Origin of the sequence: Roseivirga seohaensis, assembly GCF_001592945.1 — a bacterium.
Lineage (GTDB): Bacteria > Bacteroidota > Bacteroidia > Cytophagales > Cyclobacteriaceae > Roseivirga > Roseivirga seohaensis.
In genome coordinates this window covers 1-16,093 of record NZ_LRPB01000034.1, presented here as the reverse complement: position 1 = coordinate 16,093, position 16,093 = coordinate 1, and the positions used below count along the sequence as shown (strand labels likewise).

The window sequence follows — 16,093 nt, the reverse complement described above, 5'->3', positions numbered from 1 at the left end:
ATGTTTAATCCAATTTGGCTGAAACTTAGTCTGTCGCTGACAAACTTGACTCACAACCCCTCCTCTAGGAAAGGCCATAAAAAAAGCCCGACCTTATGCAGATCGGGCTTTACAATGCCGTGAGTACGGTATTGTCAAGTCATAATTCCCCGATCTTTTTGCAAAAGACGTATTTCACCGGCTCCAGAATCATAATGACTCAGGTTATCCATAGGTGAAATCCACATGTTTAATCGTTCTATTTTCTTCTGCATACTCAAATCTTTTTTAAAACAAAAAACCCGAACCAAATGGCCCGGGTTTCGATATTTCGTTATGTTGAAATCAACGTATATTCCCAAGCCTAATTACACCACAATCATCACTAAACAATGTTTCCATTGGCTGTGCTATAAGGATATGTGAGTAATTGCTTTTCATTTTCTTTTCTGTGCTGCAAATGTACTGAAATTGATTTCTGATATCCAAATAAAATTTTTAAGTAATTAGTCCTTATGGCTTAAATTAATTATTGAAATATCTGTATATCAGTATTTTGAAATTAGAATAAAAAATAAAAATTGACTTGAAATATGTCTGCTTTCGTATATAAAATTGAATAAACGGTTTTACGGGTTTATGAAATATTCATTGAATTTTTCGGCTGAACTCATTATTACTTGGTCATATCTAATAGCACCTTTCCGCTTCTTCCTGGAGCTTCCATATGCTCAATGGCTTTGGCGATATCATCAATTCCATAATAAGCTTCAACGTCTGCTTTTAATTCTTGCTTGGTGAGCATGGTCAATACTTCAGGAATAATAGTAGAACGCTGTTCTCTGGTCAGGTTGGCCATCCATGTGCTGAGCCAAAACCCTTTGATGGTCAGGTTTTTGAAAATCAGGAGTCCGGAATTCAACGGAATAGGTTGAAGGCTCAATAGTCCATAAACAAACATTTTTCCATTGACTTGCATCGCATTCAACACCTTGTCGCCAAGCTCTCCACCTACAGCATCAAAAGCGGCTCTTACCATTACACCGTCAGTTGCAGTTTTTACAGCGTTATAGATGTTTTCTGTTTTTTCATTGATAATGGCTTTGGCACCCAAATCGAGTAAAGCTTGCTTTTGCTCATCGCTACGTACTGTGCCTACTACATTGATTCTGCGTTGTGAAGCCAACTGGATGACAAATTTGCTGAAAGCTGAGTTGGCCGCTGTTAACATTAGCCAATCTCCTGCTTGTAAATCGGCTTCCATTAACATACCGTAGGCGGTAAACGGATTTACAAAGGCCTGACAAGCTACATCATCGCTCATGGCCTGAGGTTTTGGAATGGCAGTTTTGGCTGGAATGCAAACATATTCTGCCCAAACACCTGAGCCTGTGAAAATGACCCCTGTACCTAATGGCATTTCTACGCCAGCACCACATGCATCTACGGTTCCGGTACCTTCAAAACCGCCAATTTGAGGTAATTCTGGCCTGATACCATACTTGCCTTGAATAAACATTATGTCGGCAGGAATGATATTGGCTTTGGTAACTTTTACTCGAATCTCGCCTTCAGCAGGTTCTGGTTTTGGAAGTTCAACGACTTTAAGTACTTCGGTGGGTAGGCCTAGGGAGGTAAATTGGACTGCTTTCATGATTTTGTTCTATTTATTTGAAAAGACTGCTTCGTTCCTCGCAGTGACGAAAGGTGAATACTCGTCATGCATAACAAATTAAATTATTTATCTTGGCTAAGCATAACAATAGCTGAAAAACCCATGCAGATATCTGAGAAATTTGAATTAAAAGGAAAAGTAGCCATCATCACAGGTGCTAGTAAGGGCATTGGAAAATACATTGCAATGGCTTTGGCACAACAAGGTGCAACGGTTGTGGTGTCGAGCAGAAAGTTAGAAGCGGTGGCCGAAGTAGCTGAAGAATTTAAGTCGAAAGGCTTGGAAGCTGTGGCTTTTCCTTGTCATATGGGTGATGATGAACAAATCAAGGCTTTGGTGGATAGCACCATCAAAAACCTAGGCGGTATCGACATTATTGTGAACAATGCGGCTGCCAATCCAGTATTTGGGCCTGTGCAAGAAGCTGGTGATGACGCTTTTGATAAAATCATGGACGTGAATGTAAAAGGGCCACTCAATTTGGCCAAATACGCTTACGAAAGTATGAAGAGTCGCGGGGGCGGTTCTGTCATCAATATTTCTAGTATCGAAGGAATTACCCCTGGGCATGGTTTGGGACTGTACTCTGTCAGTAAAGCAGCTTTGATTCAACTGACCAAGGTTTTGGCCAGAGAATGGGGGCGTGATAACATTCGTGCGAATGCGATTTGTCCGGGACTTATTGATACCAAGTTCAGCGAAGCCCTCACGAGTAATGAAAAGATTATGAAAGTGGTGATGATGAAACAAGCCTTGCCTATGCTCGCCCAACCAGAAGATATCGCAGGATTAGCGCTGTTTTTGGCTTCAGATGCTTCTAAATTTGTTACGGGCGCTGTTATTTCTGCGGATGGGGGATATACGGTTTAGTTGATTTGGGTATTGGGTATTGGGTATTGGGTATTGGGTATTTAGTCCTCCTTCGTTAATTCAATTGCATTTTTGATAATCGCGCAACCTCGTTTGATATCTGCTTCTGAAATGGTGAGGGGTGGGGCTAAGCGGAAACTTTCTGGGCAAGAGAGAAACCAAAAAGTGATCAATCCATCTTCCAAACATTGATTTACGATTCTGGCTACGCGTTCTGCGCTTTTAAATTCCACTGCGAACATCAAACCAATTCTTCTGATTTCGATAATATCAGGGTGACCGATCAGTGACTCAATCAGCTGACCTTTCTTTTCTACTCCTTCAATCAGATTTTCATTTTCAATCACTTCTAGGTTGGCCACTGCGGCTGCGCAGTTTACTGGATGTCCGCCAAAAGTAGTGATATGGCCTAATACTGGATTGAAGGTGAGCTGCTCCATATTCTTCTTAGAAGAAATAAAAGCGCCCATCGGCATGCCTCCGCCCATGGCTTTGGCTATTGTCAATATATCGGGAATCACATCAAACTGCTGAAAAGCAAAGAGCGAACCCGTACGTCCGTAACCCGTTTGAATTTCGTCAAAAATTAAAAGCGCACCAGTTTCTGTGCATTTTTGGCGCAATGCTTTTAAATAAGCTTTGGAAGGAATGCGAACTCCCGCATCACCTTGAATGGGTTCAATAATAACACAGGCCGTATCTTCTGTAATCTGTGCTAAATTTTCAATATTATTGAATTCAATAAAGTACACATCGGGCAATAGAGGCCTGAAAGCGTATTTTTTCATTTCGTTGCCCGAAACGCTCAGTGCGCCATGTGTGCCACCATGATACGATTTCTTACAAGAAATAATCTGAGTTCTGCCTGTAACTCGCTTGGCCAGTTTCAACGCGCCTTCATTGGCTTCGGCTCCAGAATTTACAAAATAGCTGGTGCTAAGCTGTTCAGGAAGGAGTGAGGCAAGCTTTTCGGCCAATCGGTTTTGTGCACTTTGGATAAACTCACCATAAGCCATTACGTGCATGTATTTGTCCAGTTGATCCTTGATGGCTTTTACCACATGTGGGTGACGGTGACCAATATTAGAGACGGCAATTCCAGAAATGAAATCGAGGTATTCCTTTCCATTAGTATCGAAAATACTCGTGCCTTCAGCTCGTGCCACTTCAATTTTAAGTGGGTAGGGCGTAGTTTGTGCCACGTGATCAAGGAATATGCGCTCAGAATTCATGTGCGAAAGTAAGCAGGAATCGCTTAAACTAAAACAGTGAACCCACGTATCCGCGTACTCTGAAAGTAAATTGATTAGTTGATTCTACTTCCGTTTGAACGGATTATCGCAGAAAGCACTAATTTTGAGCGATGTTAATTAAGGAGGGCGATTTTAACCGTAATGAGCGATGGGTGCTGGCTGGTATGCTGGTGTTGTTGCTTTGTGCCCTGTTTGTTAACCTTGGTATTTATCCGCTTTATTTAGAAGAACCCAGGCGCGGTTTGATTGCCTTGGAAATGATGTTTCAAGATAACCTTTGGGTGCCTACCCAAACGGGCGATTTATACTACCGAAAACCACCATTTTATAATTGGCTGATCATTCTTTCTTATCAAATTTTTGGTGGTTATTCAGAGTTTGCCACTCGCCTTGTTTCTGTGCTGTCAGCTTTGGTTACGGGAGTAGTGATTTACAGATTCTTCAAGTTTAGGTTGGGAAGGCGACTGGCGGTTTACTCCGCTATAAGTTATATATCATGTGTAGATATACTCTTCTATTTCAGCATGATAGGAGAGATAGATTTATTTTATGCTTTAGTTACTTTTTTAGTTTTTGTTTCGATATATCATTTTGGAAAACTAGAACAATATTGGCCTTTGTTCTTATTTGCTTACCTGCTTACGGCAATAGGTTTCTTGACCAAAGGACTTACTTCCTTACCTTTTTTGGTCATTTCCCTTTTGGTCTTTTTTCTTTTTGAGAAGAAGTTTAAGGTACTGTTTTCTATACAGCATATCGTATCAATCTTGGTATTCTTTGCTGTCTTGACTGGTTATTTCTATACCTACTCGCTTCATGAAGATCCAAGTGGTTGGTACACCACACTTTTCTCAGAGTCAGCAGATAAGGCAGTTGGAGGTGGTTTTTCAGCTTTATTAAAACACATTGCTCTTTTTCCGTTGACCACAATGGCCAACCTTCTACCGGTTACCTTATTCATTCCAGTTCTTTTTATTAAGAAGGTGAGAGGAATGCTGATGTCAAATCGGTTGATTGTATTTTTGGTGTTATTGTTTGTAGCCAATTTTGTGGTGTATTGGTTTTCGGCCGAAGCAAAATCAAGGTATTTATACCCTTTATTCCCTCTATTAATAGCGATTTTGTTGTATGGCATTCAAAAAACAGATGCCATATGGCTGCGAAAATACGCTAAAGTGATCACTGTTTTTTTGGTGTCGGTGGCTACTTTAACTTTCCCGGCCATGCTTTTTGTGAAGGAACTCGAAGTAGTGGATCACTTGCTATTCATTGTTATTGGCTTGGAGTTGTTGGTGGTTCTGCTGTGGTGGTTATACCTTAAAAAGGGAATTGAGGCCTATATGATCATTTTAGGAGTACTGTTGGTACTTCGTCTCGGTTATTCGTTTACCGTGCCTGTAACCCGGCAAAAAACCACGGGAGCTGCCGAAGACAAAGCCTTAGGATTAAGAATTGCTGAAATTACTAAAGGAGAGCCTTTGTACCGATTGGGCGATGTGCGAATGTCGCTTACGATTGTTTATTACTTGGAAGCAGAACGAGAAGCCGTTTTATACCAAACAGATGAACTGAAAGACGGCTACTATTTTGTGTATACTGATGATTTGCCTGAGACAGGTTATTCCCTAATTGAAGAGTTTCACTATCACAACGAACCGATTTATTTGATTCGAATGGACAAATGATAAATCTATGCTGCCATTTCTTTCAATTTCAGCATGTTGATTTTTTCTTTCAGCACCATAGGATCGTAAGGCTTCAAAAGCACATCCATTTCTGTGTCTTTCATGTTGTCCATACCTGTAAGGTAAATTACGTGGCTCTGACTGCCTGTTGATTTAATCATTTCTACCACTTCAACACCACACATATCGGGCAACTGAACATCCATAAGAATTAGTTCATAGTTGGTTTTTTTAGCCAAAAGAAGTGCTTCTTTACCATTGGTAGAAAGGTCGAAATCTAGATTCCACTTTTTAGCAAAAACAGAAAGTAACTTTAAGTTCAACGGGTTGTCGTCAACAATAAGAACTTTGAAATCGGAGTGTTTAGGCGAAGTATTCATGTACCAAAACTCCATATTAATCGACATGTTTTTAGAAGGTTTCGATGAATGGTAAATATCAATCGATGAAAATAGTACCAGAAAAGATAAAGGCGACTGGGGCGATTAAATGCCCACAAGTCGCCTAAACAACACAGCCTATGCTTTTTTATTCTTGTTTAGTACTTTACCCAATACAAGGTCTTTATCGAGCTTTTTAGTACAGAAGAACCAATCTTTACAATCGATTTCGCTGTCTTCCATTCTATCTTTTGCTGTTCCGCACGAACCAGCAGGGCCAATAATTACATCGTCACCAGGCTGCCAATCTGCTGGTGTTGCCACTCCAAATTCATCTGCGGTTTGTAAAGCGATAATCACCCTGTACAGCTCTTCAAAGTTTCTTCCCAAGCTAAGCGGGTAATAAATGATTGTTCTAATGATTCCTTTTGGATCGATAAAGAATACGGCCCTAACTGCTTTTGTCGAGTCTTCATTGGGTTGAATCATTCCATATTTCTTAGCAACATTCATTGTGATGTCTTCTATCAAAGGGAAATTTACTTCTACGTTCTTCATTCCCTTGTATTCAATCTTTTCTTTGATGGTTCTTAACCAAGCAATATGGCTGTATAAACCATCAATAGATAAGCCCACTAGTTTACAATTGGCTTCTGCAAACTTATCTTCCATAGTAGCGAAGGTCATAAACTCCGAAGTACATACGGGGGTAAAGTCTGCTGGGTGGCTGAATAAGATCACCCAATTTCCTGCATAATCCGCAGGGAAATTGATTTCGCCTTGCGTTGTGATAGCCTTAAATTCTGGTGCGGCATCGCCAATTCTTGGCATGTTAATTATTTCTTGTTCTTGAATCTGTTCCATAACTTTTTTCTTTAAGATTATGGAATAAAGGTATTTAGGAAGGCCAGTGTTTTTTGTGACTATTGTTACATAGGAGCGAGGCAATTTATTTGATCTACTCACAACTTACGATTAGCAGAATGAGATGTACTCGTGCATAGCTCTCTTATCCCAGTTGTTTGAAACCTCAACTAGTCTTAGTGTAGTCTCGCTAAGACTATAAGTCAAAGCTGATTAGATATTTCAGTAGTGGCGGTTACTTAGATTGAAGGGCTAATTACATTTCTGCTTTTAAATATTAAGGGTCTCAGCGAGACCTAAGAACAGAGAGGCGCACCGTGGGCTTATGGCTCACGGCCGTCTACTCGATTGTAGCCAGTTACTTTTATTCTTTCAATTTGGTCTTCTTGTTCAACTCTTTCAGAGGACAATGCATTCTGGTCAAGTCCGTTGAATATCGAGAAGTAAGTAGTAACATCATTCTCTTTTTTCAATTCAAATTCAATTCCGTGCATCATAAACCCAGTTTCATGGGGTTCTCCTGTCTCAACATTTTTGCTTTTGAAGTTGTAGGTCAAAACGTTTATGGCCGAAATCGGTTGGTTCAAGCTTTCACGTAATTCCTGTTTTCCGTTTTCCTTCCAGCTTAAAGGCAATTCGTCCCCCATTCCATACCAGTCAAGTTTTCCTGTCAAGTCGATTTTATTTAAGGTGAAGCTGAAATCATCAAGTTGATAAGCACAAAATTCATAATTGTCCCCGTCAATTTCGAGAATCACAGGTCCATCGGGATACCATTCATTTTCGTTTTCATCCCACATGACCCAGAATCTAGCAATTGGCTTTCCAATCAATTTTTCAAACTTGTCTTTTTGTGTTTTCAAGAACAAGTCCGCATCATTGAAGAAGTTGGGTTCATATGTTGGTATTCCTAGCATTTGTTTTTTTCTAATTGGCTACAACGTCTCGGGTATGAAACGTAGGGCATGTCGAAGCACTCATCTGTCCGCACAGAACTGAGCTTGCTAAGAAACCGAAACTTGCGGCAAGTTATGTCTGCCCTATGTTTTATACCCATTGTGTGTGCCCAGCATGGGCATCTGGTATCGAAGATACCAAATTATTCCAGAGGGTGAGAGTCCCTTGCAGGCAAGTTGGTGAAGCCTGTTAGTAAGTCGCAAGCTGGTTTTCCGTGAGGCATGCAGTGAAGGAAGCGAGACTACAAATTCCGGTACTGACGAACAGGAACGGCATACGGAGGCCATTTAGGGAGGGTGAGCAAGCACATCTTTGCGAAGCCCTTGGCCAACAATCCCTATTTGGTAGATGTCGCAGGAATTGGAAGAAGGAATATGTCCTTACCTGGGGAGATCTCGGACTTCACGAGTTGGAGACTGAGAAGTCAGCCGAGGTCATAGTAGTTAACAGGACATGAGCCGACACCTAAATGGATAAAGTCGGAGTTCTCACGAGTTAGCGAAGGACTGAACATTGAATTGCGTCTCAATTCGCAAAGGAATCTACGGATAGCCTTTGCTTAAGCGGACAGAGAAAGAGTAATGATAGGAAAAGTACTACATCCACGCAACCTGACAAGATCATACTACCAAGTAGTAAGAAATAAAGGGAGCGCAGGGGTTGACAAGATGAGTGTTTACGAGTTAGCTTCTTTCAGAGAAGCGAACGTCCAATCACTCGCCAACTCAATTTTGAACAGGAAGTATGTGCCACAGGCTATCAAAGGAGTAGAAATACCCAAAGGGAACGGTAAAACCCGACTTTTGGGAGTGCCCACCGTAGTAGACAGGTGGTTGCAACAAGCGGTAGGCCGTCAGCTAGCTACAAAATTCGAGTTAGAATTTGAAGAGCAGAGCTACGGATTTCGTCCGCAGAGAAACATCCATAAGGCAGTCCAGCAAAGCTTGAAATACATCAATGATGGGTATCAGGATATTGTAGACATTGACCTAAAGAGCTTCTTTGATGAAGTGCAACACTACAAGCTACTACAGTTGATTTACAACAAGGTAAAATGTCCGACTACACTATGGCTCATCCGCAAATGGTTGCAAGCACCAATCCTTGTAAAAGGGAAGTTGCAGCAACGCAGAAAAGGCGTGCCACAAGGAAGTCCTTTGAGCCCATTATTATCGAACATATTGCTCGATGTACTGGACAAAGAACTCCAAAGGAAGGGATTGCGTTTTGTGCGCTATGCAGATGATTTTAGTATTTATGCTAAATCAAAAGCCGAGGCAAAGAAGTTGGGGAATGAAGTGTATTTGTTCTTGAAAGAGAAACTAGACTTACCCATCAACCGAGCAAAAAGCGGCATCCGTAGACCAAATACTTTTGAGTTGTTAGGTCATGGATTTACACCAACCTACAAAAAGGGCGAGAAAGGCAAATATCAATTAGTTGTAAAACAAGGGAGCTGGCAGAATCTGAAACGTAAGCTTAAAGCAATTACCAAGAAAACATTGCCCTACAGTTTCGAAGAACGATTAGAGAGGCTCAAGCAAGTGTGGCAAGGCTGGGTGAACAACTACCGCTTGGCAAGTATTCAAGCCAAACTTAAAACGCTCGATGAGTGGATACGAAATCGACTTCGTTACTGCATCTGGCACGACTGGAAAAAGCTAGAGCGGAAACGCAAGAACCTAATCCGTTTGGGGATAGAACAAGGGCAAGCTTATGCTTGGAGTAGAACAAGAATGGGGGGCTGGGCTGTAGCCCAAAGTCCAATTTTGAGAACTACGATTACCTTATCAAGACTAAGACGAAAAGGTTATAAATCAATGCTAGACTACTACTTAAAAACGCAACCTCAAATTCAATGAACCGCCCAGTACGAGAACCGTACGCTGGGTGGTGTGAGAGGCGCACCGTGGGCTTATGGCTCACGGCCGTCTACTCGATTGGGGTGCGTTTTTTCTTTTTTCCATTGTTTTAAATAGAAACTGTCCGTAGATTTGTCCGTGTCCGTAAAATAGTCCGTAAATATTTAAGGTATGGCAACAGTTAATTTCTATTTAGATAAAGTTGATAAACAAGGATTAGCTCCAATTCATTTGAGAATCAATTGTGATGGAACTCAAGTCAAAATATCAACAGGGAAGAAGGTTGTCAAATCGGATTTTGACAAAGCTAATCAAGCTGTAAAAAGTAACAATAAAGAAGCTCAATCCATTAACAATTACTTGACTTATTTAAAAGATAGAGCAGAAGAATTACTTAACGGTAGTTATAAAAAGAGGTATACTACTAATGAGTTAAAAGAATTGTTGCTAGAACAAGTAAATGCCTATAAGCAAGATTCTAATGTTAGTGTTGTTAAGGAGCAAATGGCTTTATACGGAAAGCCAATTACTTTCATTGACTTATTTGCTGGGGCGGGAGGCTTTAGTGAGGGGTTTTTGCAAGCAGAAGAGAATAATAAGTTTTTCGATTTTCTAGTAGCAAATGATATCAATGAAAATTCAGAGTTAACACATGTTGTACGATATAATGAACAGTTAGGACTTGATGCAAAGTTTTTATGTCAAGACATCACGGAACCTGATTTTATCGACAACCTTTTAACTAAGGTGAATGGAAAGACTGTTGATGTTGTTTGCGGAGGCCCTCCTTGTCAAAGTTTCAGTTTGGCAGGTAAGCGTAAAAAGTTTGATAAAAAGGATGACTTGTTTTCTCATTATTTAGAGGTAATTAAAATACTTCGTCCGAAGTATTTCGTGATGGAGAATGTGAAAGGTATTCTGACTAAAGAACAAGGGAAGATTAAGGATGTAATTCTTCAAGAGATTAATTCGATTGTTGATATTCAAGAAATCCCTAAACTGACTTCATTCCTTAAAACACTTAAGAAATCAGCATCGATCAATCAATTCTTGCTTGACTGTTTCGTGAAGAGAATTGAATTTGAATCGGTAACTGATGTTCAAATAGAGTCTCTTAAAGAATCCTATATTAAGTCTGTAGATGCCAAGTTTCGTCAAATCATACCTAAAATGGTTGATTACAGAACTAGTAAGACCGATGAAAAAGTAAGTACTATTCGACATGGCTTTAATATGTTGATTAGAAACAAACAATGGGAGAAGCTTAAGAGAGATATTATCAAAGAGAAAGACTTCTGTAATATTGATAATGATTTTTTTGTTGGTGCTTTTACAGATTTCTTGACTGAGCTAGACAACCAAAGTATTATTAATAAAATAGAGTCCGCATTTTCATCTATTGGTATTTCTCAAGAATATAAAGGGATACGTGCTGAGATTTTAACAGCATTGAAAGTTTATGATTACAGTTTTGAGGAATGTATCAATGCAATAGCTGAATTATGTAGCGATTCTCAAAAAGTAGCTCTTTCTGAGATTATTGATTCTATCAAGTTATATAAAATAGAAGCACCATTTGTCGCAAATGCTTCAAATTATGGTGTACCTCAGAATCGTGAAAGAGTCCTTTTTATTGGTTGTAGAAAGGATCAACCTTTTATTTCACAGATACCACATACAGTTTCTGATGAAGAAAAAGTGTCTGTTTTTGAAGCATTATATGATTTGGATTTTATAGGGAATAATGAGGAAGCAAGATATTACCAAGAGGTCGATTTAAAGTCAAAATATAATGGCTCAACATCCAAAATGATGTCCTTAATTAAACAACGAGGAATTGATGGAAAATTGAAATCAGGTAAAAAAATGACTTTTGCGGAATGGAGTAAAACAGGGCGTTTAATTGACAGGTATAAAAATGCAAGTGCTCCTTTTTATGTGAGAAATTTTGAGTCTTTAGAAAGAGGCGAAAAATCATTTGATCCTTTACATAATCACAAGACAAGTAATCAAAGTGAAGATGTTGTTAATCGACTTGAGATTATTCTAAATGAAGGTGATTACAAACAAGCTCAGGAAAAACTTGAAAAGGAAGGTCTATCTTCTAATAAAAGGAATTATAATGTCTTGAAACCAGATAAGCAGAGTCCAACTGTTATGACAATTCCAGACGATTATGTTCACTATAACTCTCCAAGAGCGTTAACTGTTCGTGAAATGGCTCGCCTTCAGTCCTTTGATGATTCTTTCGTTTTTCAAGGCAAAAGATCAACAGGGGGTAACAATAGAAAAACCGAATTGCCTCAATTTACACTTGTAGGGAATGCAGTTCCTCCATTATTGGCTAGGGCTGTAGCTTCTGAAATTTTAAAGAATATTAAATGAGAAGCTTAACAGCAATTGAGGAATTAAGGTTAAAAGTTTTAACCAAAAATTCTGTTGAATTGACATTGATTGAACCTACAGAGACAGGGTTGAAAAAGTCCATAATGGATGCTACAGGGATTGTTCGTAACTATTTAAAAGAAAAAAGCGTTCACGACTATTCTGTTCAAAATCAAGGACCTCAAGATAAAGTAATTATTGAGGGGAGTTTTATCGGTGAATTCAAACTGATTTCTTCTAAAGTTTCTCTATATCGTCCGAACACAAAAAAAGGTGATCCTAGGATATGGTTTTCTGGATTAGGTAAGTATGCAAATGCGAATGATATACTGGCATTGGTTTGGTATTCTGATCTTTTGTATATCATGAACCTTTCGCAACTACCGATAGAAGATTTGATAAATAGTTCAGTTGTTAATCCACTAAAGGATGTGGTGGAAGATATTCAACGAGATGAACTCTCTATTTCAAATGAGTTGTTAGTTATGTTGAGGAAAGTAGCTCAGAAGCCTGTGTTATCAATGGTCGATGCAGATACTTCAGTTGGAAGAACATTAGAAACAGCTCTTGGAATTGATATTAATTCTTCAAAGAAGCCTGATTATAAAGGTATCGAGTTAAAATCTTTTAGAGAGAAGAGAGGGAATAGAAAAACATTATTTGCACAAGTTCCTGATTGGAAGTTAAGTCAATTTAAAAGTTCAGCTGAAATTTTAGATGAATTTGGTTATTGGCGTGAAGAAGATTTTAAGTTGTACTGTACTGTTTCTGCAATTAATAGAAACTCACAAGGTTTATCTCTTAAAGTTAATTCAGATATCAATCATTTAATCGAGAATTCTGACAAACCAAAAGTTGGAGATTTTGTCGTCTGGGAATTAGAACAATTACACAGTCGACTGCTTGAAAAACATAAAGAAACGTTTTGGGTAAGTGCTGAAAGTAAATTTGAAGATGGTAAAGAATATTTTCAATACAAGGAAGTTGAGCATACAAAAAAGCCTATTGTTTCTCAGTTTGATATATTATTAGAGCAAGGTGTAATTACATTAGACCATCTAATTAAAAGAAATTCTAAAGATAAGGTAGTTGAGAAAGGTCCTTTGTTTAAGATTAAACCAAACAGCTTGGATTTGTTATTTCCGCCAAGTGAAAAACATATGCTGATCTGATGCACCCCAACGTTATGTATGCGTCACAAATGTGGCGTATAGCCGTGAATATATTCATTTTTATGACGTATATAAATGATATGTTATGTGTATACGTCACTTTTTAATTAACCATTCAAAATCCAATTCATCCAAAGGAGACTTAATTTTCTTCCAGCCAGTGGGTGTTATAAGTGTGTACCCCGAAGTTTAATATCTGTCTTTATTGCCTTTAGCATTTTTTATATGAATTTGCATGCGATCTGAGTCTATCGCCTTTATAGGTAGATTAATAACTTCACTGATTCTTAAGCCAGCCGAATAAATGGTACTTAAAATGGCCTTGTGTTTTATGTTTTTCACGTTTGACAAGATTAACTGTATTTCTTCTACGCTACATACCGTAGGCAGTGATTGCTCCTGTCTCGGACGCTCTACGAAATACAACTTTCTTTTTCCGCCTAATACTTTCTCAAAGTAAAATTTTATTGAATTAGGGCGATTTGGTTTTCGCCTTAAATGGTTAATTTTTACATTTAAAATTCAGGAGCATCTTTTCCCTTCAAACCCTTTCTCGCAATTCATCTTTGTTTAGTTTTGTCGCCTTTAAAAACCCAAATACATGCAAGCACATTTTCAGCGAATCGCCACAGAGCTTTCTATCAACCCAAAGCAAGTAGCCACCACTGTAGAACTTTTGGACCAAGGAGGTACAGTGCCTTTTATTTCCCGCTACAGAAAGGAACTGACGGGCAGTTTAGATGAAGTTGAAATTGCTGCCATTCGTGATCGAGTGCTGCAATTGCGCGAACTGGACAAAAGAAAAGAGGCGGTTTTAAAGTCGCTAAAAGAGCAAGAAAAACTTACAAACGAGCTTGAAAAACAAGTAAACGAGGCCGAAACCATGGCCCGCTTAGAAGATATTTACCTGCCTTATAAACCAAAGCGCAGAACCAAGGCTACCATTGCCCGCGAAAAAGGACTAGAACCTTTAGCCAAACTTATTTTTGAACAAACCAATGCCGACCCGTACACCAAAGCCGCTGACTTTGTAGATGCTGAAAAGCAGGTGGAAGATATTGAGCAAGCCTTACAAGGTGCGCGTGATATTATGGCCGAATGGATCAATGAAGACCAAGAGGTAAGGGCCAAAATGCGTAGGTTCTTTCAAGAAAAAGCCGTTTTCAAAGCCCGTGTGTATCCAGGCAAGGAAGAAGAAGCGCAGAAATACAGAGATTATTTCGACTGGGAAGAAAGTGTAGCCAAGGCACCTTCGCACCGCGTGTTGGCCATGCGCAGGGGTGAAAGTGAAATGTTTCTGATGTTGGATACCGTTCCGCCAGAAGATGATGCAATTGAACTGCTCGATCGACACTTTATCCAAGGAAATTCGCAAAGTGCAGAACAGGTGAAACTGGCCATTAGAGATGGTTATAAACGTTTGCTTCAGCCGAGTATGGAAACCGAACTGCGCATGATTTCTAAGAAGAAAGCAGATGAAGAAGCCATCGAGGTATTTGCTAAAAACATGAAAGAACTGCTGATGGCCGCTCCTTTGGGTAGTAAAAATGTAATGGCCATCGACCCGGGTTTTAGAACAGGCTGTAAATTGGTGTGTTTAGACAAACAAGGGCAATTGCTTCATTTTGAAGCCATTTACCCCCACGAACCACAAAGGCAAACCGCAAAAGCGGGCGCTACCATTAAATATTTGGCCGAGAAATTTAATATTGAAGCCATTGCCATTGGCAACGGAACAGCGGGCCGTGAATCAGAAACTTTTGTAAATAGCTTAGGGCTGCCAAAATCCATTACCGTGGTGATGGTGAATGAAAGTGGCGCCTCTATTTATTCTGCTTCGCAAATCGCCAGAGATGAATTTCCGAATGAAGATATTACCGTGCGTGGAGCGGTATCTATTGGCCGTAGGCTGATGGATCCTTTGGCGGAATTGGTAAAAATTGACCCGAAATCCATAGGAGTGGGGCAGTACCAACACGATGTAGACCAAGGTGCATTAAAGCATTCGTTGGACGATGTGGTGATGAGTTGCGTAAATGCCGTTGGTGTGGAAGTCAATACGGCTTCTGAGCAATTGCTAACTTATGTGGCGGGTTTGGGGCCACAGCTGGCCAAAAATATTGTAGAATATAGAAATACTAATGGTCCGTTTAAGGACAGGGCGTCTATAAAAAATGTAACGCGTTTGGGTGAAAAAGCCTTTGAGCAAGCGGCTGGTTTCTTGCGCATTCGTGGGGCTGCCAACCCATTGGACGAGAGTGCGGTACACCCTGAATCTTATGCCATCGTCAACCAAATGGCGAAGGATTTGAAATGCTCGGTTACAGATCTTATTCAGAAAGAAGAACTGAGAAAGCAAATCGACCTGAAAAAGTACATCACCGATCAAATTGGTTTACCCACTTTAAAGGATATTCTAAGCGAACTGGCCAAGCCCGGTCGTGACCCTAGGGAACAGTTTGAAGCCTTCAGTTTTATGGAGGGCGTGAATAGTATAGAAGACTTAAGGGCAGGTATGAAACTGCCGGGCATTGTGACCAACGTAACCAATTTTGGTGCTTTTGTAGACATTGGAGTGCATCAGGATGGTTTGGTCCACATCAGCCATTTGTCCGATACATTTGTGAGCAATCCTGCCGACATTGTCAGTGTTCAGCAAAGGGTAGAGGTTACGGTTCTGGAAGTAGATGCCAGTCGAAAGCGAATTTCACTTTCAATGAAGGGTGAAGCAAAACCTCAGGTAAAGAAAAGCGAAAGAGCTAAGCCAAAAGCCAAAGTTCAAAAAGAATCAGAAGGCGATATGGCCAGTAAGTTGGCTGCTTTGAGGGGGAAATTTGGGGGGTAGCGTTCAGTTGATCAGTATAACAGGAAATCAGGAAAACAGAAGTCAGTATGACAGTTGATCAGGAAAATAGAAAACAGGAGAACAGTAAAGCGGAAATCAGGAAACTGGTAAAGGATAAAGAAAAAAAAAGGTATTTAAGGAACTCAAATTGCTGGAAAAAACTCAG

12 protein-coding genes are annotated in these 16,093 nt (G+C 39.8%); 6 read left to right on the top strand and 6 right to left on the bottom strand.

Going from position 1 to position 16,093, the window contains the following annotated elements; genetic code table 11:
• Positions 1–655: 655 nt before the first annotated feature.
• Positions 656–1,633, bottom strand: a complete 978-nt coding sequence (locus tag AWW67_RS10115) for a zinc-dependent alcohol dehydrogenase family protein (RefSeq protein WP_062301579.1) — start codon at positions 1,631–1,633, stop codon at positions 656–658.
• 66 nt (positions 1,634–1,699) lie between these two features.
• Here AWW67_RS10115 and AWW67_RS10110 point away from each other — a divergent pair, with 66 nt between their 5' ends.
• Positions 1,700–2,524 carry a glucose 1-dehydrogenase gene (locus AWW67_RS10110; RefSeq protein ID WP_311316223.1) on the top strand — a complete coding sequence of 275 codons (825 nt, stop codon included), beginning with the start codon at positions 1,700–1,702 and terminating at the stop codon, positions 2,522–2,524.
• 41 nt (positions 2,525–2,565) lie between these two features.
• Here AWW67_RS10110 and AWW67_RS10105 read toward each other — a convergent pair whose 3' ends face one another.
• Entirely contained in the window at positions 2,566–3,756 is a 1,191-nt protein-coding gene (locus AWW67_RS10105) for an aspartate aminotransferase family protein (RefSeq protein ID WP_053224080.1), read from the bottom strand.
• Between the two features lie 131 nt (positions 3,757–3,887).
• Here AWW67_RS10105 and AWW67_RS10100 point away from each other — a divergent pair, with 131 nt between their 5' ends.
• A complete protein-coding gene (locus tag AWW67_RS10100; protein ID WP_062301578.1) occupies positions 3,888–5,462 on the top strand; it encodes an ArnT family glycosyltransferase in 1,575 nt (524 codons plus the stop codon).
• Between the two features lie 5 nt (positions 5,463–5,467).
• On the opposite strand, the gene AWW67_RS10095 is transcribed toward AWW67_RS10100, so the two are convergent.
• From AWW67_RS10095 to AWW67_RS10085, 3 genes are all read right to left on the bottom strand, one after another.
• Positions 5,468–5,869 carry a response regulator gene (locus AWW67_RS10095; RefSeq protein WP_062301576.1) on the bottom strand — a complete coding sequence of 134 codons (402 nt, stop codon included), beginning with the start codon at positions 5,867–5,869 and terminating at the stop codon, positions 5,468–5,470.
• Between the two features lie 111 nt (positions 5,870–5,980).
• The gene (locus AWW67_RS10090; RefSeq protein ID WP_062301575.1) at positions 5,981–6,706 is read right to left on the bottom strand and encodes a peroxiredoxin; all 726 of its coding nucleotides are present in this window, start codon (positions 6,704–6,706) and stop codon (positions 5,981–5,983) included.
• A gap of 323 nt (positions 6,707–7,029) precedes the next feature.
• Positions 7,030–7,623 (bottom strand): hypothetical protein, encoded by a 594-nt coding sequence (locus AWW67_RS10085; protein WP_062301573.1) that lies wholly within the window; start codon positions 7,621–7,623, stop codon positions 7,030–7,032.
• A 621-nt stretch (positions 7,624–8,244) separates the two neighbouring features.
• On the opposite strand from AWW67_RS10085, the gene ltrA reads away from it, so the two are divergent.
• From ltrA to AWW67_RS10065, 3 genes are all read left to right on the top strand, one after another.
• Positions 8,245–9,525: a group II intron reverse transcriptase/maturase gene (ltrA, locus tag AWW67_RS10075; RefSeq protein ID WP_062301571.1), complete on the top strand. Its 1,281-nt coding sequence runs from the start codon at positions 8,245–8,247 to the stop codon at positions 9,523–9,525.
• A 171-nt stretch (positions 9,526–9,696) separates the two neighbouring features.
• Positions 9,697–11,910: a DNA cytosine methyltransferase gene (locus AWW67_RS10070; RefSeq protein ID WP_062301569.1), complete on the top strand. Its 2,214-nt coding sequence runs from the start codon at positions 9,697–9,699 to the stop codon at positions 11,908–11,910.
• Entirely contained in the window at positions 11,907–13,082 is a 1,176-nt protein-coding gene (locus tag AWW67_RS10065) for an MvaI/BcnI family restriction endonuclease (protein ID WP_062301568.1), read from the top strand. Before AWW67_RS10070 ends, AWW67_RS10065 begins: the two co-directional genes overlap by 4 nt.
• Before the next feature lie 189 nt (positions 13,083–13,271).
• On the opposite strand, the gene AWW67_RS10060 is transcribed toward AWW67_RS10065, so the two are convergent.
• The gene (locus tag AWW67_RS10060; protein ID WP_062301566.1) at positions 13,272–13,508 is read right to left on the bottom strand and encodes a phage lytic cycle repressor MrpR family protein; all 237 of its coding nucleotides are present in this window, start codon (positions 13,506–13,508) and stop codon (positions 13,272–13,274) included.
• Between the two features lie 175 nt (positions 13,509–13,683).
• Here AWW67_RS10060 and AWW67_RS10055 point away from each other — a divergent pair, with 175 nt between their 5' ends.
• Positions 13,684–15,927, top strand: a complete 2,244-nt coding sequence (locus AWW67_RS10055; protein WP_062301565.1) for a Tex family protein — start codon at positions 13,684–13,686, stop codon at positions 15,925–15,927.
• Positions 15,928–16,093 lie beyond the last annotated feature (166 nt).